Raw genomic sequence first — 21627 nt, 5'->3', positions numbered from 1 at the left:
GGTGCCCCCCCCTGGGCGCCTTACCTCTCGGGGGTGCGCACCGCCCCGCCCCGCCCGGGGACCGGGGCGCGGCGTGCCCCGGGGGGCCCCCCCCCGAGCCGTTCAGCCGAACCGACCAGCGAAGCGGTCGTGGCTACGGACTACCAGACCCGAGCGTTTTCCATCTCGGTCGTGATGTAGTTGGTCCGGGCGATGCCCACGGCGCCACCGATCTCGTTGAGCAGGTTGTTCATGTCCGTGACGGCGGCGTCCCACTTGGCCTGGTGCGCGTTGTAGGCCTCGCGGTCCGAACCGTCCCAGGTCATGTTCTGCAGCCGCAGGCGCAGCGTGTCCAGCTCGGTGTCGATGGACTTGGAGATGCCCTTGATGGTCTGCGAGGCAGTTTCCATCTGGGCGTAGTTTGTCTGGAAGTACGACATCGCTATCCCTCTGCTCTCAGCCGTCAGTAGTTAAGTGAGTTGCCGTACTTGTTCATCATCGCGGTCTGCTGTTCCTCGTTGGCCTGGTGCGTGTTGGCACCCTTGTCGAGGAGGTCCGCGATGTCGCTGAGGGCGGTGAGCAGCTTGACCGAATCCTGGTCCCAGCGCGTCATCACCTGTGCGAAGCCAGCCGAGGCATCGCCCTTCCACGCGGCGACGAGATCATCGATCGCGCCCCGCAGATCGGTCAGCTTGCCGTTGACGGTGCCGTGCGTCGCACGAACATCCTTCGCGGCAGCGTGCATGGTCGCTGCATCGACTCTCGTCGGCTGCGTCACGCCAATTCACCCCTTCTCAGTCCGTCCCGCGGGACAAGGCACTTGGAAAAGCCCCCGTACGGTGGCACCGCGGTCATCGACGATGGTGTTTCCCCTGCGACGGTACTTGAGTCCGGCAAGTTTGCGCAGCCCTGAACCGCGAACATCATGGCACAGGATCGATCCACGCGGTCTGGACGAGCTGCCTGCCGTCGCTTCTGCGCACGAGCGTACCGCGCCCCGGCGGCTGCGGGCTGGGGCGAAGGTCACCGAACAGCGGGCCCTCCTCGCGGCTGCCGGACATCAGGAAACCGGGCGAGTCCAGCTCGCGCAGGCGCTGGATGACCGGCTCGAACAGGGCGCGTGAGGCACCGCCGACGCGGCGGGTCAGGATCAGGTGCAGGCCCACGTCCCGCGCCTGCGGCAGCAGCTCCATGAGCTGGGTGAGCGGGTTGTTGCCGGGCAGCGCGACCAGGTCGTAGTCGTCGACGATGATGTACAGGTCGGGGCCCCGCCACCAGCTGCGGTTGCGCAGCTGTTCGGCGGTGACGTCGGGGCCTGGGAGCCGGTCGTTGATGGCGCCGCGGATGTTGGGCATCATCTCGGTGAGCGCCGAGTGGGACGGGGCGTAGTCCAGCAGGTACTCGCGGTCCACGACGCCGAGCATGCCGCGGCGGAAGTCGGCGACGAACAGCCGGGCCTCGTGCGGGGTCTTCGTCTCGATGATGCTGCGCGCGATGAGCCGCAGCAGCCCGGTCTTGCCCGACTCGGAGTCGCCGAGGACGAGCAGGTGCGGCTCGGAGGAGAAGTCCAGGTGCACCGGGGCGAGGTGGGTCTCGTTGATGCCGATCGGCACCCCCTGCTGCGCCGGGCGCTGCTCGACGAGCTTCACCAGCTCCGTCCTGGGCAGCATCTTCGGCAGCAGCCGCACCGGCGGGGCGGGTTGGAACGGCCACGCCTCCCGCACCTGGCGGACCAGGTCGGCGGCGCCGGCGGCGAGGTCCTCCACGCCGTTGCCGCCCTCGATGCGCGGCAGCGCCGCGAGGAAGTGCAGCTTGTCGTGGGTGAGGCCGCGGCCGGGCGAGCGCTCGGGCACGTTCACCGCGGCCCGGCGGTCGATCTCGGACTCCGTCGGGTCGCCGAGCCGCAGCTCGACGCGGGTGCCGAGCAGGTCGCGCAGGTTGGTGCGGACCTCGCCCCAGCGGTTCGCGGCGAGCACGACGTGGATGCCGAAGCCGAGGCCGCGGGCGGCGAGGGAGGTGATGCGGGGCTCGAGCTCCTCGTAGTGCTCCCGGATCGCGCTCCAGCCGTCGACGACGAGGAACACGTCGCCGAACGGGTCGTCGGTGACCTCACCGGCGTTGCGGGCCCGCCGGTAGGTGGCGATCGAGTCGACGGCGAGCTCGGTGAAGCGGGTCTCCCGCTCGTCGAGCAGGGCGGTGACCTCGGCCACGGTGCGCCGGACCGCCTCGCCCTCGCGCCGGCCGGCGACGCCGCTGACGTGCGGCAGCCCGGCCAGGGAGCGCAGGGCGCCGCCGCCGAAGTCGAGGCAGAAGAACTGGACCTGCCACGGGCTGTGGGTCAGCGCGAGGGAGCTGATCAGCGAGCGCAGCGCGGTGCTCTTGCCCGACTGGGGGCCGCCGACCAGGACCACGTTGCCGGCGGCGCCGTCGAGCTCGACCACGAGCGGGTCGCGGCGCTGCTCGAACGGCCGGTCGACCAGGCCGATCGGGGCGGTGAGCCGGCCGGTGCCGGGCCAGCCGGTCGCGACCAGGCCCCGGCGCTCGTCGACGGTCAGCGCGCCGAGGAGTTCACCGAGGGTGGCGGGCTCGCCGAGCGGCGGCAGCCACACCTGGTGCGCGGGCGTGCCCCGGCCGCGCAGCTTGCCCACGATCACGTCGAGCATGCTCTCGCCGCGGCCGGACTCGACCTCCGGCGCGTCTTCGGGCTCCTCCGGGGGCAGCTCCGGCACCGGGATGTGCTGGGTACCGTAGGGCACGATCTGCATCCGTACCGCCGCCTGCGACCGCGGCACCAGGCCGGCCTGCCGGTAGGTGCCGGACACGTAGGCGGCCCGGAAGCGGGTCATCGTCGTGGTGTCGGTCTTCAGGTAGCCGTGGCCGGGCGCGCTGGGCAGTTCGTAGGCGTCGGGCACGCCGAGGACCACGCGGCTCTCCACGGCGGAGAAGGTGCGCAGGCCCACCCGGTAGGACAGGTGCGTGTCCAGGCCACGCAGCCGGCCTTCCTCGAGGCGCTGGCTGGCCAGCAGCAGGTGCACGCCGAGGGACCGGCCGAGCCGGCCGATCATCACGAACAGGTCGATGAACTCGGACTTCGCGGCGAGCAGCTCGCTGAACTCGTCGCAGATGATGAGCAGGCTCGGCATCGGCGCCAGCTGCTCACCGGCGAGGCGGGCCTTCTCGTATTCGAAGCGTGACACGTAGTTGCCGGCGGCGCGCAGCAGCTCCTGCCGGCGGACCATCTCGCCGTTGAGCGCGGCCTGCATGCGGTCGACCAGCGGCAGTTCGTCGGACAGGTTGGTGATGACGGCGCTGGTGTGCGGCAGCACGTCCAGCGACGCGAACGTGGCGCCGCCCTTGAAGTCGACGAGGACGAAGTTGAGGTCCTCGGAGGAGTGCGTGATGGCGAGGGACACCACGATGGTGCGCAGCAGCTCGCTCTTGCCGGAGCCGGTCGCGCCGATGATCAGGCCGTGCGGGCCCATGCCGTCCTGCGCCGACTCCTTGAAGTCCAGGTCGACCGGCTGGCCGTCGGGGCCGACGCCGATCGGCACCCGCAGCTTCTCCCGGTTGGGCCGGGGCCGCCAGGTCAGCAGCGGGTCGACCGCGGCGGCGTCGCCGATGCCAAGCAGGTCCGGCAGCTCGATGCTGCGCGACAGCGGCTCCTCCGACGTCGTCTGCCGCGACAGCCGGAACGGCGCGAGCTGCCGGGCGAGGCCCTCGGCGGCGATCACGCTGACCCGGTCCGGGACGCCCAGCGGCGTGACCCGCTTGCCCTGGTCGGCGGCGATGCCGTCGGCAGTCACCTGCAGCGACAGCAGCCAGCGCCCGGAGTCACGCGGGACCGTGCCGGACAGGTCGACGACGGTGGTGCCGTGCAGGCCGATGCCGAGCAGCTGGCAGGTGGGCGCGACCTCGCCGCCGTCGACGACCACGATGAGGTGCGGCGCGGTGGTCAGCGGGCGCAGCTCCGGCGCGAACCGGGACCGGCTGTGCAGCTCGTCCTCGAGGACCTCCTCGAGGTCGGTCATCGAGTCGAACATCAGGCGCACCGCGCCCGCGGCGTCGGTCTGCCGGTCGTGCTGGGCGTGCGGCAGCCACTTGACCCACTCCCACTCCCCGCGCCGCTCGGGCGCGGCGACGACGGCGATCTTCACGTCGTCGGGTGAGTGCAGCGTCGCCAGCTGGCAGAGCATCGAGCGGACCAGGTCGGTCACGACGGGCCGGTCGCCGCGCGGCACGATCCGGCTGAACGAGCGCGCCGACACCGCGATCGGCAGGTCCGGCACGGTCTGCCGGGCGCGGATGAAGCGCCGCAGCGCGATCGCCGTCATCGGCTCGAGGTCCTCGACCGGCTTCGTCTCCGGCGGGATGATCGCGACCGCGAGCCGCTGGGCGCCGAGGGCGATGCGGACCTGGCCGAAGTCGTCGTCGGTGGTGCGCCGCTCCCACCGGCGCTTCGACGCCGCGACGGACCACAGCACGTCCGGCACCGGGTGCTGCCACAGCAGCGCGGCCCGCTGCTGCGCCGCGGCGCGCCGGGCCTGCCGGCGCACCTGGGCGAGATAGCGCATGTAGTCGCGGCGCTCCGCGTCCAGTTCGGCCTTCGAGTCGCCACCACCGGCGTTCATCGAGCCGATCGCCATGCCGATCATGGAGACGCCGAAGAGACCGCCGACGATCCACATCATCGGACCCGCGCCGCGACCGCCGCCGGTGTACAGGAACGCCATCGCCCCCACGCCGCAGATCATCGGCAGGATCATCAGCAGTTGCCCGAAGCCCTTCGGCAGCCGCTCCGGAAGCTCCGGGGGCGACTCCAGCAGCAGCTCACCACGGGGCAGCTGGGGCCCTGGGCGGCGGGGCGGCCTGCGGAAGACGACGGTGCTCACGTGTCTCCTCCTGTGCGTCGCGGTGCCTGGGGTCCGCCCGGGGTCGGTCTCTTCAGACAGGCGGGGCACCGCGTGATGCGGCCATCGTATGTAGTCTGCCCAGGACGTGATGCCCCGGCGGGCCTCACGGGATCTGGCGGGACCGATCGAAGGGATCAGTGACGTGGCCACTACGACCGGCGGCGGGATGAGCCGGGTGACGATCGTCGCACCCAGGACCCGGGTCGACCTCGCGCTGCCCTCGGACGTGCCGCTGGCGGATCTGCTGCCCACGGTCCTTCGATATGCGGGTGACGGCCTCGCCGACGACCCCGCCGGCCGCGACGGCTGGGTGCTGTCCCGCCTCGGCGGCGCGCCCCTGGCCATCGACCGTTCGCCGATGCAGCTGGACGTCGAGGACGGCGAGATGCTGTACCTGCGGCCCCGCGGCGACGAGTTCACCGAGCCGATCTTCGACGACGTGGTGGACGCGGTCGCGACCTCCACCCAGGACCGCGCCGGTCGCTGGCGGCCCGCCTCGACCCGCCGCTTCGGTCTCACCGTCGGGGTGGCGACCCTGGCCGTCGGCGTCGTCATGGTGCTGTTCTCCGGCCCGCCGCAGCTGCCCGCCGGGATCGTCGGCATCGGTGTCGCGGCACTGCTGCTGGCCGCCGCGGCGGTGCTGTCCCGGGCCCTGCGCAACAGCCGGACCGGTGTCGTGTTCGGGGTCGTCGCGCTGGCGTATGCGGGCGTCGGCGGGCTGCTGCTCCTGGCCGGCGACCACAGCCTCACCGACCTCGACGCCGCCAACGTGCTGGTCGCCGGGACCGCGATCCTGCTCGCGTCGGCGGTCGCGACCGTCGGTGTGGCCAGCGCGGTCGCGGTGTTCCTCGGCACCAGCATGACCGCGGTCGCGCTGTGCGCCGGCGCCCTCGTCTGCATGATCTGGGACGCGTCCCCGGCCGCCGCGGCCGCCGTCGTCGCCGCCCTGACCTTCTCGACGCTGCCGCTGATGCCGATGCTGTCCTACCGCATGGCCGGGCTGCCGATCCCGTCGGTGCCGACGGACGCGGCGGACATCCGCACCGACTCCGAGCTGGTGTCGAGCCGGCAGGTCCTCGCCCTGAGCGAGCGGGCCGACGAGATCCTCGCCGGGATGCTCGGCGCGCTCGCGGTGATCGGCGGTCTCGCGTCGCTGACCCTCGCCTGGGACGGCGGGGTGCCCGGCGCGTCCCTCGCGGCCGTGTTCGGCCTGGTCATGGTCGCCCGTGCGCGCTGGTTCATCAGCCGCCGGCAGCGCATCCCGCTGCTGGTGTCGGGGCTGGTCGCGCTCGGGGTGGTCGCCGTCGGTGCCTACTACGCCGCCGACCAGGTGCTGCGTCTGGCGGTCGGGGTGACCGGCACGCTCGCGGTCGCGGCGGCGATCATCGCCTACGCGGTGGTGGGTTCGGAGAAGCGACGCTCGCCGATGTGGGGCCGGACGCTCGACATCTTCGAGACGATCCTGATCCTGGGGATCATCCCGCTCGCGTTCTGGGTCAGCGGCCTGTACGGCTGGATCCGCACCATCCGCGAGGGCTGAACCCGCCCGGCGGGGATCGAACCGACGGGAGATCGCAGCGTTACGCTCGGCGGCGCAGGAGGAGCCAGCCGCCGAGCGCGGCCACCAGCAGGATGAGGAACCCGGCGCCGGCGGCCACCAGCAGAAGGTTGACGCCGCCGCCGGTTGCGGTCGTCGGCGCGGCGGTCGGCGAGGCCGCCACCAGCAGCGGGTTGGCCGGGACCGGTGCGACGTCGGCGGTGAGCGCCTTGACCAGGTTGAGCCGGCCGTAGCCGTAGTCCGGGTCGCGGCCGGGCGGGCCCGCGTCGTCGGCGGTGCTGATCAGCCGCTGGATCACGTCCTTCGCCGGCAGCTGCGGATACTTCGCCCTGATCAGCGCGGCGGCGCCGGACACGACCGCGGTGGCGATGCTGGTGCCGTTGGCGGTCGGGTAGTAGCCGACGACGCGGTTGCCGCCGGACGCCGAGATCAGCGGGATCGCCACGCCGGGCGCGGTCAGCACCACCTCCGGGCCGCGGATCGCGCCGTCCCAGGCCTTGCCGTCGCGGTCGACCGCGGAGACGGCGAGCACGCCGGGGAACCGGGCCGGCGCGATCACACCGCTGCCGGCCGGGAACTGCGAGGTGTTGCCGCTGCCCGCCACGATCACGACGTCGTGGTCCAGGGCATACCGGACCGCGTCCTCGGCGGTGCGGTCGATGACGGTGCCGCCGGTGGAGAGATTGATCACCTTCGCGCCGTGGTCGACCGCCCAGCGGATGCCCTCGGGGATGTTGGTCGGCCCCATCTGTGAGCGGCTCGACGCGATGCGGACCGGCAGGATCTTCGACTTCGGCGCGATGCCGAGCAGGTGGTCGGCGTTGCCGCCCTTGGCCGCGATGACGCCGGCCATGGAGGAGCCGTGGCCGTCGTTGTCGGTGCGGAAGGAGCCGGGTTCGCCAATGTAGGACGTGCCGTCCAGGATCTGGCCGTCGATGTCGGGGTGGGCGCCGACGCCGGTGTCCAGGACCGCGACCACGACCCCGTCGCCCGCCGTGATCTTCTGCGCGGCGGCGACGTCGAGGGTCTGCAGATACCACTCCCGGTCGCGCATCGTCTCGGCCCACGTCGGCGGCACCGCGACCACCTGCGCGGCGGCGAGGACGGCAGCGAGGACCGCGACCTTCCGGACCGCTCTCATCTGTGGCTCCACTGCTGTCGGGGCGCCGGCGTCACTGCGGGCCGCCGAAGAGCTGCTGCTCGATCTGGGTGGTCGCGAGCCGCAGGTACCGCCAGGCCCCGGCCTGGTAGACGACGAGCCCGTCGGGTGGGGTGGCCTGCAGCGTCGCGGCCTGCATCGCGTCGAGGCGCATGAGCGTCGCCGCCGCCGCGAGCTGCCGCTCCGTCAACCGGCGCAGGATCACGACGTCGGCCTCGAACAGCGACTGCGCCACGTATTCGCCGAGCCAGCCGGCGACCGTCAGCAGCGCCTGCCACGGGCCGAGCTCCGGCACGCTCAGCGGGTGCCGTTCGGCCACGAACAGCACGGGTGCGGCGACGGTGCCGGGCAGCGTGACCTTCTGGTAGGGCGGGGCGGCGTGGAACAGGTCGGGCCGTCCGGTGACGGACTCCCCGAAGCCGGCCCACAGCTGCTCGTCGGGGGTGTGCACGACGACCCGCGCACCGATGGCGAGGGCGCGCAGCATCAGCAGCCGCTCGACCCAGCCGCGGTCGATGAGCAGCACCCGGGTCGGCTGCGCGCGGAACAGCTGCAGGGTGACCGGATTCTGGTGCTGGTCGAAGCCGAGGATGACCCCGCCGGGCTCGGTGCCGAGCGAGACGCCGCCGACGCTGCCCTGCTCGCCGGTGAACTCCAGCCCCGCGTGCCGTCTCACAGCGTCCCCCCGCCGGTCGGCGCCGAGGCGTAGACGGCGAGCTGGTGCTGGCCGTGCATCGGCCGCAGGCGGATGCCGAGCGTCTTGGTGTATTCGCGCACGGTGCCCACCGCCGCGGCGAGGCGCTCCGGCGCCGCCATGACCCGCACCACGGTGCGCAGCCCGATCTCGGTGCCGCGGCGGGCGGCGACGACCGACACCACGAGCTGCCCGGCCGGGATGGTCATCAGCGACTGCACGGCCGCCGGGTCGAACGGCACGGGCCAGTGCTCGACCTCGAACGCGACGTGCTGCCGGCCGGCGGCGAGCCAGCCCTGCCACCGCTCGCGGGCCGTGAGGGGCGCGCCGGCGGGCAGCCCGTCCAGGCCGCACGCGGCGTGCACGGCGCCGGTCAGGGCGGCGGGGTCGAGGATCTGGTAGGTCACGCCGGCGGTGTTGAGGGCCTTGCCGAGCCGGCCGGCCATCGCGGCGAGGGCCCGGTGGACGCCGTCGACGCCGCCGCCCCGGTCCGCGGCCGCCTCGATCGCGTCGGCGGCGTCGAGCCGGGCCGCGACCCACGTCAGGTGCGCGGAGGGGCCGGTCTGCCGGCCGGTGGTCAGGGCGAGCAGCTCACGGTAGGAGCTCGCGGCGGGGCTGTTGGGTGCGGGACCGCCGGCGGGTGCGGCGGTGCGCAGGCTCACCAGTTGCAGCGCCGACGGCTTGGCGGTGCCCTCGTCGAGCAGCCGCAGCAGCCGGTCCAGGCGCAGCGCCGGGCGCCGGGCGCCGAGGATCTCGTCGGCGCCGCCGACGGCGATCGCGATGAACCAGCCGTCGCGGTCCTGCCCGACGCCGAGTGCGGTGCCGCGGTCGTCGTAGCCGTACACCGTGAACGCGGGGGCGGGCAGCGCGGCCGGGCCGGCGTTGCGGCGGCGGCGCATCGCCGAGCGCAGGCCGAGCGTCTGATATGCCCACCGGCCGCCGGACCGGCTCAGGCCCACCGCGAGCGAGCCCGCGGCGACCGCGGCGCCGACGCCGAACGCAACCGGGCTGCCGGCGAACACCGCCGCGCCGACCGCGACGGCCGAGACCTCGATCGCGACCAGTTGCGCGGTGCCGAACTCGCCGGGGCCGCCGGGGGCGGGACGCAGCCGGCGCACCGGGGTGGTGCGGTCCGGTGGACGACCACCGGGGGTGGGGCGGGGGCCGCCGGTCGCGGGTGGCCTGCCCTGAGCCGTTGCCGATGTCACCTGTTCCCGTGCTCCCTCCGCTGCGTTGCGCCCGCCGAGAGGTTCCGGTCCGAGCCGAGGCGCCCACAGTGTACGGGCGGCGCCGCCGCCGCGCGGTCCTCGGTCCCGGGCCGGCGGGACATCGGCGGGGCCTGATCGAGCGGGCGGCCCGGACGCGGTCACCGGCGTGGAGCTGGACCCGCTACGATCGCCACTCGGCGAGGTGCGGCAGCCCGGCGCCGCCGCGTGGACGGCGGTGCACGACACGGCGGCACGGCGGGACGGGAGGTGCCAAGCGTGGTCGCACGCTACGAACAGGTGCGGGCGTACCGGTTCGTCACGCGCCGGATCGTCTCGGCGATGCTGTCCGGCGAGCCCGAGAGCAACGAGCTGCCGGTGCGGCGGCTCGGGATGTCGTTGTTCGGCAGCCTGCTCGTCGGCATGATCGTGCTCGCGGTCGTCGGCGTCTACGGGTTCATCAACCCCTCCGGCGGCAAGCCCGCGGAGAACGACATCGTGATCGAGCGGGAGAGCGGCGCGCGGTTCGTCTTCATCGAGGGCCGGCTGCATCCCGTGCTCAACTTCACCTCGGCGCGGCTGATCGTTGGCAGTCCCAGCCCCAAGGTGCGCACGATGTCGCACAAGTCGCTGGTCAACCTGCCCGTCGGCCCGCCCGTCGGGATCCGTGACGCGCCCGACCCGCCGCCGCCGAAGAACGCGCTGCTCGGCCTGCCCTGGAATGTCTGCGGGGTGCGGGTCACCGGCGCCGGCGCCGCCGCGACCCAGCTCGTCATCGGCCGCACCCCGTCCGGTGGTGTCCCGCTCGGCGAGGAGGCGCTGCTGGTGTCGACTTCGACGGGCAACGACCTGCCGTTGTTCCTGCTGTGGCACGACCACCGGCTGCGGATCTCGGACCGCACCACGCTCACGGCGCTGGAGCTGGCGTCGATCACGCCGACGCAGATCGACCGGGCGTTGCTGGACGCGGTCACCGCCGGCCCGGACCTCACGGCCCTGAAACTGCCGGGCGCCGGCCAGCCGAGCCCGAAGAAGATCGCCGGTGTGAACCCCGAGATCGGCGCCGTGTACCGCTCCGGCCAGCAGTTCTACGTGGTGACCCGCAACGGTCTGAACGCGATCGGCGCGGTCTCCGCGGCGTTGCTGACGGCCAGCAAGCCCGCGGTGGAGATCTCCGCCACGCAGGCGGGGCAGGTCCTGGACAACACCGCGGTCGAGCCGGAGGGCTTCCCGAAGGCGAAGCCGCCGGTCCGGTCCGGCGGCACCGACACGACCTTCTGCGCGCAGTTCGGCGCGTCCGGACCCGGTGGGCAGCAGGTCCCGGCGCTGTCGCTGTACCCACCCGGCTCGGAGCAGCTGACGCTGGACCCCGACCGGGTCCCGGTGGGCGGCGGCACGACCGCCGATCAGGTCACCCTGGCCGAGGGGCACGGGGCGCTCGCGCAGGCGCTGCCCGGCGCGGACTCGCAGGCGACCGGCACCGTGTACCTCATCACCGACCAGGGCATCCGCTACCCGCTGCAGGACACGGACGAGGTGAAGGCGCAGGCGGCGCTGGGCTACGAGGGTGTCACGCCCGTCGGGGTGCCCTCCAGCCTGCTGTCGCTGGTGCCGAGCGGCCCGACGCTGGACCCCGAGGTGGCCCGCAAGTTCGTGACCCAGGCACCGGCGGCCGCCCCGACGAAGGCACCGGCGCCGGCGACCAGCACGTCCAAACCGCCGTCGTCGCCGCCGCCGAGCAAGACGCCGTCGAGCCCGGCCGGCTCACGGTCTGGACGGCGCGCTGCGCAGGCCAGACGGGGCACGCGGCCACGGCGTCGATCGGATAGGGTCGATTTCACTGGTATCGACCAAGTAGCCTGACAGAGCGGCATCGAAGACGAGGACCGAGACGGGGATCTGATGGGCGACGGCACGAACAGAGTCGACCTCCTCACCCTTGAGGAGTTCCGGAGCCGGCTCAACAGCCGGCTGACCGACGCCAAGGCGCTGGTGCAGAAGCTCAACCACATGAGCCGGCCCGCGCTGGGCACGTTCCACGACGCGAACACCACCGTCAGCGACTACGACCGCGTGCACCGCCAGCACGTGCAGCGGGCCAACCGGCTGGTCTCCGCGATCGAGGCGGCGCAGAGCGCGACGGACAGCATCATCCGCAACTACAAGACCACCGAGGCGCGCAACGCAGCCAGTCAGGCCGAGATCCGCCAGGCGCTGGGCGACGTGACCCAGAAGCTGGAGGGCGCGACCAATGAGCAATGAGTACACGGCGCATTACGCGGGCAAGAGCCACCGTGAGCTCTACGACCAGCTCATGGCGGGCAACCCCGACCAGGTCGACCTCGTGTCCGCCGACTGGCGCTTCGCGGAGTCCACGGCCCGGCACATCGCCGGCGAGATCGACAAGGACCTGCGGAACCTCGACTGGAAAGGCGACGCCGGCACCGAATACCGGCTCCGCCTCGGCGTGGTGAGCGGCTTCTCCGGCAACCTCGCCGACGACCAGGGCGTGGTGAAGACGACGCTGACCACGATCGCCGGCGCGCTGCGCACCGCGCAGAAGCACGCCGACAACCCGGAGGACACCGACGACAACGACAGCATGTGGGGCGGTGCCGCGACCGGTGGCGCCGTCGCCGGGCTGCCCGGTGCCATCGTCGGCGGCTTCCTCGGCCACCAGCGCGACGAGCAGCAGAAGAAGGAAGCCCAGGAGCGGATGGTGAAGCTGCTGGCCGACCTCGCCGTCGACTACGTGGTCAACCAGAACATGGTCGTGGATCCGGTGGCGCCGCCGATCGCGCTGCCGGGCGGCGACCCGGGCTCCGACGTCAACCCGCAGGGCGGCCCGAGCGTCACCACGCCGCGCAAGGTGCCCGGCGTCAACGCGTTCGGCACCATCAACACCAGCACCACCGACGACGTGGCCGTGGTGTCGACCGGCCCCGGCACCAACGACGGCACCGACCCGTCGCAGACCGTGGTCGGGCAGCCGCCCACGGGCACGTCGCTGCTCGGCCTCGAGACCGGCGTCGTCGGCGCCGGTGCGCTGGTCGCGGGCACGGCCCTCGCCGGGCAGCTCGTCACGGTCAGCGGCGGCGGACCCGGCCTCGGCGTCAGCACCAGCCTCGCCAGCAGCGTGCCGGCCGGTGGCGTGCTCGGCCAGCCCGGCGCGGGCCGCGGCGACGGCGGCGCGACGACGGGCCAGCGCGGATCGACCGGCAACCTCCGGGAGAGCACCGGCCGCACCGCCGGCGCCCGCCCGGGCGGCGAGCACGGTCCCGGCGCGAACCGTGCCGCCCGCATGGGTGTCCCGGGTCGCGACGGCATGTTCGGCCCGCAGCGCGGTGTCGGCCCCGCCGCCCGCGGCAACGCCGACGGCGACGAGGAAGAGCAGTACGACACCTGGCTCACCGAGGACGACATGGTCTGGGGCGACGACGAGAACGCCCCGCCGCCGGTCCTCGGCGGCAGCGAACCACCGCCGCCACCCCCGGCCGGCTGAGCGATCGACAACCCTGTGCGGCGTCCGGTTCTCCGGGCGCCGCACAGCTTTGTGCAGAGACGGTTTGTGCAGGGACGGCGCCGGAGCGCCGTGGTTACGCGGGGACGGCGCGCAGCGCGCCCGGGCGGCGCCCCGCCAGCCGGTCCAGGGCCGCGGTCGCGGCGGCGTCGGCGGGCAGGTGCACGACGAGGCGCTGATCGTCGTCGGCCGGGAGGTCCAGCGTCTCGTACGCCAGCCGCAGCTCCCCCACCGCCGGGTGGACGATGCGGAGCACCCCGTGCGCGAGCGGCAGCCCCGGCAGCGTCGCCACCCGGCGGGTGAACGGCTCGCCGGCCGTCACGGTCAGCTCGTCGGCGAGCGCGGCCATCGCCCCGTCGGCGCGGAACGGGCCCTGCTTCAGCGCCGCGACCTGCTCGTCGGCGACGTGCTCCCAGTCCGGGAACACCGTGCGGGCCCGCGGGTCGGTGAACACGAACCGCGGCAGGCTCGGCGGGTCGTCACCGGCACCGTCGAGCAGGCCGGTGGGCTCGGCCAGCCGCTCGAACGCCGGTGTGTGCGCGAGGATCTCGCCGAGCCGGTTGAGCAGCACCGCGGGCGCCGGCTCGAGCCGCTCCAGCAGCGCCCGCGCCCCGGCCCGCACGGTCCTGGCGGCGGCGGCCGCACCCCGGCACCGGAACGCGCCGTCGGCGGCCTTCGTGAGGATCAGCAGGTGCGTGCGCTCGGCCGGGGTGAGCCGCAGCGCGTCCGCGAGCGCCGCGAGGACCTGCGGCGACGGGCGGCGGTCCCGGCCCTGCTCGAGCCGGATCACGTATTCGACGCTGACCCCGGCGAGCGCGGCGACCTCGGACCGGCGCAGCCCCGGTGTCCTTCGCCGCGGACCTGCCGGCAACCCCGCCACCGCCGGGTCGAGCGCCTCGCGGCGGGACCGCAGCAGCACCCCGAGCTCGTTGTCGCTCACGGTTCCGACGGTACCGCGCGGCGCCGGGCGGATCGTGTCCCCGCCGCTACCAGCCTCCGCCCGGGCTCCCTGCGCCGCTCGCCACGGGCGACGGTGAGCGGCATGACCACACATGACACGACTTCCGTACTCGTCGTCGGCGGCGGGTACGGCGGCATCACCGTCGCCAAGGCCCTCGACGACGTCGCCGACGTGACCGTCATCGAACCCCGCGACACGTTCGTGCATCACGTGGCGGCCCTGCGCGCGGTCGTCGACCCCGGCTGGATCGAGCGGGTCTTCCTGCCGTACGACCGGCTCCTGACCCGCGGCAGGTTCGTGCGGGACCGGGTGGAGGGCATCGACGGGACCCGCGTGCGGCTCGCCTCCGGCGGCACATTGACCGGCGACCATGTCGTCGTCGCGACGGGGACCGGCTACCCGTACCCGGCGAAACTCGACCTGCCCGACAGCGCGACCGCCAAGGCCAGGCTGCGGGCGACCCACGCCGAGCTGGCCGCCGCCGACCGGGTGCTGCTGCTGGGTGCCGGCCCGGTCGGCCTGGAGTTCGCGGGCGAGATCGCCGCCGCCTGGCCCACCAAGCAGGTCACCGTCGCCGACCCGTCGCCGGTGCTGCTGCCGGGCGGCTACCCGGACGAGTTCCGCGCCGAGGTGCGCCGCCAGCTCGACGAGCTCGGGGTGCGGCTCCTGCTGGGCACCCGTCTCCCGCAGCCGCCGACGGATCCGGGGCGGGCCGGCGGGTTCAGCGTGGACGGCGTCGGTGCTGACATCTGGTTCCGCTGCCACGGTACGCAGCCGCGCACGCCGCTCGCCGTCGACGCGCACCTGCGGGTGCGCGGCCGTCCCGGGCAGTGGGCGGTGGGCGACGTCACCGACGTTCCGGAGCTGAAGATGGCCCGGCTCGCGCAGGCGCACGGTGAGGTGGTCGCGGCCAACATCCGCGCGCTGCTGACCGGCGCCGACCTGACGATCCACGAGCCTTCGCCGGACATGCTCGTGCTCCCGCTCGGCCCGAAGGGCGGTGCCGGTTACGGCCCCGACTTCGGCGTCCTCGGCGCCGAGCAGACCGCCGACATCAAGGGCGGCGACCTGTTCGTCGGGTACTACCGGGACGTGCTGAACCTGAACCCCTAGGGGGCTGTTCAGTGGTGAACCCGCATGTGTCGCCGGGTGATCCGGGGGAGGCTGGGTGCCTCGACATCCTCGCCATCCGGAGTCCTTGGAGGACGACGTGCGTGCTGCGCCCGCCGCTATCGCCGTGCTGCTGCTGGTTCCCCTCGCCGGCTGCGGCCTCGGGCCCCGGCAGACGGTGTCGGAGCAGTACCGCATCGACGAGCCGGTGACCAGCCTGGTCATCACCGGCGACACCATGGACGTGACGGTGAAGCCCGGCGACGGCCCGGTCACGGTCGTGGAGCGGCGCCGCTTCCGCAGCGGTCACGCCGCACCGGCGACGGTGCACCAGGTCTCGGCGGGCCGGCTCGAGCTGACGTCGACCGGTTGCCGGCGCTGCGACGTCACCCTGACCATCACGGTGCCCGCCGCGACCCGTACCGAGGTCCGCGTCGACACCGGCAAGCTGATCCTGCGCGACCTGTCCGGCGACGCGTCGGCCGTCGTCGGCACCGGCGAGGTCACCGGTTCGGGGTTGCGCGGCGCGACGTACCGGATGGCGGTGGACACCGGCCGGGTCGAGCTCAGCCACGCCACGTCCCCCACCGACGTCGTCGCCACGGTCGACACCGGCGAGGTCGACGTGCGGGTCCCGGGCGGCGCCTCGTACGCGGTCCGCAGCGACCGCGGACTGTCCGATGTGGACGTCGCGCGGGACCCGTCGTCGCCGCGCACGATCACGGTCAACGTCGACACCGGCCACGCCGTCGTCCACCAGACCTGACCCGCGGCGGACGACGGCGGGTCAGCCGCGCTTCGTGACGGCCTTGCGGTAGTCGGAGTTGAGGCGGCCGATGAGGGTCAGCGGGATGCCCTTCGGGCACACCGTCGTGCACTCCCCGGCGTTGGTGCAGCCGCCGAAGCCGGCCTCGTCGTGCGCCTCGAGCATGCCGACGACGCGGGAGTCGCGTTCCGGCTGGCCCTGCGGCAGTAGGCCGAGGTGGCCGACCTTCGCGGCGGTGAAGAGCATCGCGGAGCCGTTGGGGCACGCGGCGACGCAGGCGCCGCAGCCGATGCAGGTGGCGGCCTCGAAGGCGGCGTCGGCGTCGGCCTTCGGCACCGGGGTGGCATGGGCGTCGGGGGCGGCGCCGGTGGGTGCGCTGATGTAACCGCCGGCCTGGATGATGCTGTCGAACGCGCCGCGGTCGACGACGAGGTCCTTCACGACCGGGAACGCGGCGGCCCGCCACGGCTCGACGTCGATGGTCTCGCCGTCCTTGAAGTGCCGCATGTGCAGCTGGCAGGTGGTGGTGGCGCGGGACGGGCCGTGCGCCACCCCGTTGATCATCATGCCGCACATGCCGCAGATGCCTTCGCGGCAGTCGTGGTCGAACGCGACCGGCTCGTCACCGTCGAGGATGAGCCGCTCGTTGAGGACGTCGAGCATCTCCAGGAACGAGGCGTCGGGCGAAATGTCCGTCACGTCGTAGGTGACCATGCGGCCACGATCGGCAGGGCCGCTCTGGCGCCAGACGCGCAGCTTGAGGTTCATTACTTGTAGCTCCGCTGGCTCGGGTGGACGTATTCGAAGTCGAGCGCTTCCTTGCGCAGCACGGGCGGCTCGCCGGTGCCGGTGAACTGCCACGCGGCGACGTAGGAGAACTCGTCGTCGTGGCGCAGCGCCTCACCGTCGGGGGTCTGGCTCTCGGCCCGGAAGTGCCCGCCGCAGGACTCGGCGCGGTGCAGGGCGTCGACGCACATGAGCTCGGCGAGCTCGAAGAAGTCCGCGACGCGCCCGGCGCGCTCCAGGTTCTGGTTCAGCGTCTCGCCGGTGCCGGGGACCTTGACCCGGGTCCAGAACTCCTCGCGCAGCGACCGGATGAGGCTGATCGCCTTGCTGAGGCCCTCCTCGGTGCGTTCCATGCCGCAGTACTCCCACATGATGTGGCCGAGTTCGCGGTGGAACGAGTCGACGGTGCGGTCGCCGTCGACGGACAGGAGCGCCTGGATTCGATCCTCCACAGTTGACCGGGCGGCGACCACCTCCGGATGGGTGGCGTCCACCGCCGGGAACGGGCCGGCGGCGAGGTAGTCGTTGATGGTGTTCGGCAGCACGAAGTAGCCGTCGGCGAGGCCCTGCATGAGCGCGGACGCGCCGAGCCGGTTGGCGCCGTGGTCGGAGAAGTTGGCCTCCCCCACCACGAACAGGCCGGGGATCGTGGACTGCAGGTCGTAGTCGACCCACAGCCCGCCCATGGTGTAGTGCACCGCCGGGTAGATGCGCATCGGCGTCGTGTACGGGTCGTCGCCGGTGATCCGCTCGTACATCTCGAAGAGGTTGCCGTACTTGGCTTCCACGGCGTCGCGGCCGAGGCGGGCGATCGCGTCGGCGAAGTCGAGGTAGACGCCGAGGCCGCCGGGGCCGACGCCGCGGCCCTCGTCGCAGACGTTCTTCGCGGCGCGGGAGGCGATGTCGCGCGGGACGAGGTTGCCGAACGACGGGTAGATCCGCTCGAGGTAGTAGTCGCGTTCGTCCTCGGGGATGTCCGCGGCCACGCGGTCGTCGCCGGCGCGGACCGGCACCCACACCCGGCCGTCGTTGCGCAGCGACTCGCTCATCAGGGTGAGCTTGCTCTGGTGCGTGCCGGACTCGGGGATGCATGTCGGGTGGATCTGCGTGTAGCAGGGGTTGGCGAACAGGGCGCCCTTGCGGTGCGCCCGCCACGACGCGGTGACGTTGCAGCCCTTGGCGTTGGTGGACAGGAAGAAGACGTTGCCGTAGCCGCCGGAGGCGAGGACCACGGCGTCGGCGAACTCGGTGGAGATCACGCCGGTGACCAGGTCCCGGACGACGATGCCGCGGGCCTTGCCGTCCACGACGATGAGTTCGAGCATCTCGTGCCGGGCGTGCATCTCGACGTTGCCGAGCGCGATCTGCCGTTCCAGGGCCTGATATGCGCCGAGCAGCAGCTGCTGCCCCGTCTGGCCCCGGGCGTAGAACGTGCGGGACACCTGGGTGCCGCCGAAGGACCGGTTGTCCAGCAGGCCGCCGTACTCGCGGGCGAAGGGCACGCCCTGCGCGACGCACTGGTCGATGATGTTCACCGACACCTGCGCGAGCCGGTACACGTTGGACTCGCGGGCGCGGAAGTCGCCGCCCTTGACGGTGTCGTAGAAGAGCCGGTAGACGGAGTCGCCGTCGTTGCGGTAGTTCTTCGCGGCGTTGATGCCGCCCTGCGCCGCGATCGAGTGGGCGCGGCGCGGGCTGTCCTGGTAGCAGTATGACCGCACCTTGTAGCCGGCCTCGGCGAGGGTCGCGGCCGCGGAGCCGCCGGCAAGGCCGGTGCCGACCACGATGACGGTCAGCTTGCGCCGGTTGGCCGGGTTGACCAGCTTGGCGCCGAACTGGCGGCGTTCCCAGCGGGTCTCGATCGGCCCGTCGGGCGCGGCCCGGTCGGCGATCGGTTCACCTTCGGTCCAGTAGGTCATGCGACCACTCCGATCAGCACGGCGAACGGCACCGACAGGTAGCCGACGACGAGGACGACGGACAGTGCGAGGGCGATCGCGCGGGCGCGGCGCTCACCGCGCGGCGTCTGCTGGCCGAGGGTGCGCAGCGCGCTGAAGATGCCGTGCCGCAGGTGGAACCCGACGGCGACGATCGCGAGGGTGTAGAAGAGCGTCACGTACCAGCGCGACGGCGCGAAGTCCGCGACGACGTTGGCGTAGGGGTGCTGGGCGTCGCCGACCGGGTTCACGGTGCCGGTGGTCAGGTCCAGGATGTGGAAGATGACGAACAGCAGGATGATGACGCCGCCCCAGCGCATCGTGCGGGCCGCGTAGCTGCCCTGCACCTTGGGGCGGTGCGCGTAGCGGACCGGGCGGGCGAGCCTGGCCCGCCGGGCGAGGATCACCGCGGCGGCGATGTGCCCGACGACGGCGACGGTGAGCCCGCCGCGCTGGATCCACAGGTACCAGGTGTGCGGCAGCAGCGGCGTACCGATGTCCCGCAGCCAGTGCGCGTAGTGGTCGAAGGCGTCCGCGCCGACGAAGATCTTCAGGTTGCCGGCCATGTGCGCGAACAGGAACAGCACGAGCAGCAGGCCGGTGCCCGCCATGAGGAGCTTGAGGCCGACCGACGACCGGCGCTTCCTCGGCCGGGCCGGTGCCTTGATGGGCTTGACCGCTGTATCTACCGCCACGCAATCGACGCTAGGGACCGGTCCTTTCATTCGTCCAATGCATCGTGTACGCAGTGTCGATAGCCGTAGGCTATGAAGGTGCAGCTGCAGCAGCTCCGATACTTCGTGTCCGTAGCCGAATCAGGACATTTCACGCGGTCGGCGGAAGCGCTCGGCGTGAGCCAACCGACACTGAGTAAACAAATTCACACCCTCGAGGCGACGCTCGGTGCGCCCCTGTTCGACCGGTCCCGCGGCGGCGTCGCGCTCACCACCGCCGGCGAGACCCTGCTCCCCCTGGCCCGCAGGATGGTCGCCGACGCCGACGCCGCCCGCGACGCCGTGCAGGAGGTCGTCGGGCTGCGCCGCGGCCGGGTCCGCCTCGGCGCCACGCCCAGCCTGTGCACATCGCTGGTACCGGTCGTGCTGCGCCGCTTCCACGCCGCCCACCCCGACATCGAGCTGCACGTCGACGAGGGCGGCTCGCAGGACCTCGTCGCCGGCCTCGTGGCCCACCAGCTCGACCTGGCGCTCATCGTCGCCTCCGCGCACGGCACCGACCCGGCCCTGGAGGTCGTGCCGATCCTGCGCGAGGACCTCGTCGTCGCCTCCGTCCACCCGCTGCCGGCCTCGCTGACCCTCACCGACCTGCGCGACACCCCGATGGTCATGTTCCGCACCGGGTACGACCTGCGCGACGTCACCATCGAGGCGTGCCGCCGGGCCGGCTTCACCCCGCGGTACGCGGTCGAGGGCGGCGAGCTCGACGCCGTGCTCGCGTTCGTCGAGGCCGGCCTCGGCGTCGCGCTGGTGCCGAGCATGGCCCTGGTGAACCGCCCGCTGCTACGTGCCACGCCCCTCGCCGCACCCGGCGTCCACCGCACGATCGCCCTCGCCAACCCGCGCGGCGCCGTGCTGTCCCACGCCGCGCGGGCACTGCGCGCAATGCTGCTGGAACAGACCGTACAGACCCCCGGAGTGCGGCGCGTGGAAGCGCTAGAGTCCCCGGCAACCGAGGTCAGGGGGAGGCCGGGGTGAACGAATTCTTCGTCGATCCGAGCGGGTTGCGAGCGCTCAGCGGGCTGCTCGCACGGGCGTCCGGGGACGCCCGCGACACACTGGACTACACACGACGGCACTGCGAGCTCAGCTGGGACCGGCGCGGGCTGCTGATGCTCGTCGCCGACCCGCACGGCAAGGCATACGGTCGCGTCACCACCGCCCTGGACCGGCTGCGGGACCTCAGCGATGCCGCCGCCGGCCAGGTCGACCGGGCCCGCGGCGCGTATGCGGCGACCGACCACGCCGCCGCCGCGACCCTCGACGCCACCTATCCCGGCGCCACCGACCCGCACGACCTGCGCGGCACCCTGCACCAGTCGCGGCCCGACCTGCTGCCCGCGCGGGCACCGTTCGCCGACGCCACCGACGTGGTGTTGCAAGCGCCCAGCCCCGGGTCGCGCGCCGACCTGTTCACGCTCAACCCGCTCACCGACCTGCTCAGCCCCGCCGCGTGGATCCGGCAGGTCGCGGTCTGGCTGTTCGGCATCGACCCGTTCGAGCCCTGGCTCATCGCCTACAGCGGCGACTGGCGCGCCTATGAGCACTGCATGGCCGCGTGGCCGCACATCGGCGCCGCCGCCACCGCGCTCGGCGGCAACCTCGTCACCGGCGCCGCCGACGTCAGCACCGCCTGGCGCGGCAACGCCGCCGAGGCCGAGCAGGAGTTCCAGCTGCTGCTCGGCGGCGCCGCCACCGCGCTCGGCCCCGCCTGCGCCGAATACGCCAGGCTCTACCCGAAGGCCGTCGACGCCTGCCAGCAGCTCTATGAGGCGACCGGCAGCCTCATCGGCCAGCTCATCGACACGCTCATCATCGTCAACGTGGCCGGCGCCGTCGGCACCGCCACGATCGAGACCGGCATCGGCGCCGTCACCGGCTACGCCGCCGCCGCGTATTACACGTGGCAGGCCTACAAGCTCTACCAGGAGATCTCCCGGCTGTATGGCGCCGCGGAGATCACGATCCGCCTCCTCGCCGCCCAGATCGAGGCGGTGCAGGCCGGCGCCGAGGTCACCCGCCTGCCATCCGTCGAGCCGTATCACCACCCGGCGGTCCCCCGATGACCGCCGACCCGGTGGTGACGGCGCTGCTGCGGCGCATCGTCGAGCTGCGGCCGGCGTCGGACCCGTTGCACGACTTCGCCCGGACGGTGCTGTCGGGCGAGGCGACGCTGCGGGCCGCGGCCGAGCACCCGGCCTTCGAGGAGACCTTCGCCGAGGCGCTACGGAACTTCGACCCACCGGGTGACGGGCTGTCCCGTCTGATCCAGCGTGGCAGGATCTGAGATCCCCTACAAAGGAGTCCA

Annotated in this window: 19 protein-coding genes; 9 read left to right on the top strand and 10 right to left on the bottom strand. The window is 72.9% G+C overall.

The window, feature by feature from the left end:
* Positions 1-140: 140 nt before the first annotated feature.
* The 3 genes from AB0K00_RS34135 to eccCa all read right to left on the bottom strand — a co-directional run bounded on the left by AB0K00_RS34135 (position 141) and on the right by eccCa (position 4868).
* On the bottom strand, positions 141-419 hold the full coding sequence (locus tag AB0K00_RS34135) for a WXG100 family type VII secretion target (protein WP_363529020.1): 279 nt from the start codon (positions 417-419) through the stop codon (positions 141-143).
* Between the two features lie 23 nt (positions 420-442).
* A complete protein-coding gene (locus AB0K00_RS34130) occupies positions 443-757 on the bottom strand; it encodes a WXG100 family type VII secretion target (RefSeq protein ID WP_363529018.1) in 315 nt (104 codons plus the stop codon).
* A 145-nt stretch (positions 758-902) separates the two neighbouring features.
* Complete coding sequence (gene eccCa, locus AB0K00_RS34125; protein WP_363529015.1) at positions 903-4868, bottom strand: type VII secretion protein EccCa; 3966 nt, start codon at positions 4866-4868, stop codon at positions 903-905.
* Positions 4869-5031: 163 nt separating this feature from the next.
* On the opposite strand from eccCa, the gene eccD reads away from it, so the two are divergent.
* On the top strand, positions 5032-6429 hold the full coding sequence (gene eccD, locus AB0K00_RS34120) for a type VII secretion integral membrane protein EccD (protein ID WP_363529012.1): 1398 nt from the start codon (positions 5032-5034) through the stop codon (positions 6427-6429).
* A 40-nt stretch (positions 6430-6469) separates the two neighbouring features.
* Here the strand turns inward: eccD and AB0K00_RS34115 are convergent, their stop codons facing one another.
* Genes AB0K00_RS34115 through AB0K00_RS34105 form a run of 3 tightly spaced genes read right to left on the bottom strand, consistent with a single transcriptional unit; the run spans position 6470 to position 9508 of the window.
* A complete protein-coding gene (locus AB0K00_RS34115; protein WP_363529009.1) occupies positions 6470-7588 on the bottom strand; it encodes a S8 family serine peptidase in 1119 nt (372 codons plus the stop codon).
* A gap of 31 nt (positions 7589-7619) precedes the next feature.
* Complete coding sequence (locus AB0K00_RS34110) at positions 7620-8282, bottom strand: hypothetical protein (protein WP_363529006.1); 663 nt, start codon at positions 8280-8282, stop codon at positions 7620-7622.
* Positions 8279-9508: a type VII secretion protein EccE gene (locus tag AB0K00_RS34105; RefSeq protein WP_363529003.1), complete on the bottom strand. Its 1230-nt coding sequence runs from the start codon at positions 9506-9508 to the stop codon at positions 8279-8281. Before AB0K00_RS34105 ends, AB0K00_RS34110 begins: the two co-directional genes overlap by 4 nt.
* A gap of 276 nt (positions 9509-9784) precedes the next feature.
* Here AB0K00_RS34105 and eccB point away from each other — a divergent pair, with 276 nt between their 5' ends.
* From eccB to AB0K00_RS34090, 3 genes are read left to right on the top strand one after another with little or no spacing between them, the layout of a single operon-like run.
* Complete coding sequence (gene eccB, locus AB0K00_RS34100; RefSeq protein ID WP_363529000.1) at positions 9785-11368, top strand: type VII secretion protein EccB; 1584 nt, start codon at positions 9785-9787, stop codon at positions 11366-11368.
* Positions 11369-11407: 39 nt separating this feature from the next.
* Positions 11408-11767, top strand: a complete 360-nt coding sequence (locus tag AB0K00_RS34095) for a hypothetical protein (RefSeq protein ID WP_363528997.1) — start codon at positions 11408-11410, stop codon at positions 11765-11767.
* On the top strand, positions 11757-13007 hold the full coding sequence (locus AB0K00_RS34090) for a hypothetical protein (RefSeq protein WP_363528994.1): 1251 nt from the start codon (positions 11757-11759) through the stop codon (positions 13005-13007). The genes AB0K00_RS34095 and AB0K00_RS34090 overlap by 11 nt, the downstream gene beginning before the upstream one ends.
* 94 nt (positions 13008-13101) lie before the next feature.
* On the opposite strand, the gene AB0K00_RS34085 is transcribed toward AB0K00_RS34090, so the two are convergent.
* Positions 13102-13965, bottom strand: a complete 864-nt coding sequence (locus AB0K00_RS34085; protein ID WP_363528991.1) for a helix-turn-helix transcriptional regulator — start codon at positions 13963-13965, stop codon at positions 13102-13104.
* Between the two features lie 102 nt (positions 13966-14067).
* On the opposite strand from AB0K00_RS34085, the gene AB0K00_RS34080 reads away from it, so the two are divergent.
* Together AB0K00_RS34080 and AB0K00_RS34075 are read left to right on the top strand one after the other, a co-directional pair.
* Positions 14068-15099 carry an FAD-dependent oxidoreductase gene (locus AB0K00_RS34080; RefSeq protein ID WP_363528988.1) on the top strand — a complete coding sequence of 344 codons (1032 nt, stop codon included), beginning with the start codon at positions 14068-14070 and terminating at the stop codon, positions 15097-15099.
* Between the two features lie 97 nt (positions 15100-15196).
* Complete coding sequence (locus tag AB0K00_RS34075; RefSeq protein WP_363528986.1) at positions 15197-15862, top strand: hypothetical protein; 666 nt, start codon at positions 15197-15199, stop codon at positions 15860-15862.
* Between the two features lie 21 nt (positions 15863-15883).
* Here AB0K00_RS34075 and AB0K00_RS34070 read toward each other — a convergent pair whose 3' ends face one another.
* From AB0K00_RS34070 to AB0K00_RS34060, 3 genes are read right to left on the bottom strand one after another with little or no spacing between them, the layout of a single operon-like run.
* Positions 15884-16630, bottom strand: a complete 747-nt coding sequence (locus tag AB0K00_RS34070) for a succinate dehydrogenase/fumarate reductase iron-sulfur subunit (RefSeq protein ID WP_363528983.1) — start codon at positions 16628-16630, stop codon at positions 15884-15886.
* On the bottom strand, positions 16630-18567 hold the full coding sequence (locus AB0K00_RS34065) for a fumarate reductase/succinate dehydrogenase flavoprotein subunit (protein ID WP_363528980.1): 1938 nt from the start codon (positions 18565-18567) through the stop codon (positions 16630-16632). The genes AB0K00_RS34070 and AB0K00_RS34065 overlap by 1 nt, the downstream gene beginning before the upstream one ends.
* A complete protein-coding gene (locus AB0K00_RS34060; protein ID WP_363529227.1) occupies positions 18564-19253 on the bottom strand; it encodes a succinate dehydrogenase cytochrome b subunit in 690 nt (229 codons plus the stop codon). The genes AB0K00_RS34065 and AB0K00_RS34060 overlap by 4 nt, the downstream gene beginning before the upstream one ends.
* 99 nt (positions 19254-19352) lie before the next feature.
* On the opposite strand from AB0K00_RS34060, the gene AB0K00_RS34055 reads away from it, so the two are divergent.
* From AB0K00_RS34055 to AB0K00_RS34045, 3 genes are read left to right on the top strand one after another with little or no spacing between them, the layout of a single operon-like run.
* Complete coding sequence (locus AB0K00_RS34055; RefSeq protein WP_363528978.1) at positions 19353-20297, top strand: LysR substrate-binding domain-containing protein; 945 nt, start codon at positions 19353-19355, stop codon at positions 20295-20297.
* Positions 20294-21385 (top strand): type VII secretion target, encoded by a 1092-nt coding sequence (locus tag AB0K00_RS34050; protein WP_363528975.1) that lies wholly within the window; start codon positions 20294-20296, stop codon positions 21383-21385. The genes AB0K00_RS34055 and AB0K00_RS34050 overlap by 4 nt, the downstream gene beginning before the upstream one ends.
* A complete protein-coding gene (locus AB0K00_RS34045) occupies positions 21382-21606 on the top strand; it encodes a hypothetical protein (protein ID WP_363528972.1) in 225 nt (74 codons plus the stop codon). Before AB0K00_RS34050 ends, AB0K00_RS34045 begins: the two co-directional genes overlap by 4 nt.
* Positions 21607-21627: the final 21 nt, after the last annotated feature.

This window comes from Dactylosporangium sp. NPDC049525 (assembly GCF_040676755.1).
In the GTDB taxonomy this organism is placed as follows: Bacteria; Actinomycetota; Actinomycetes; order Mycobacteriales; family Micromonosporaceae; genus Dactylosporangium.
This window is presented reverse-complemented; position numbering and strand designations above follow the sequence as displayed.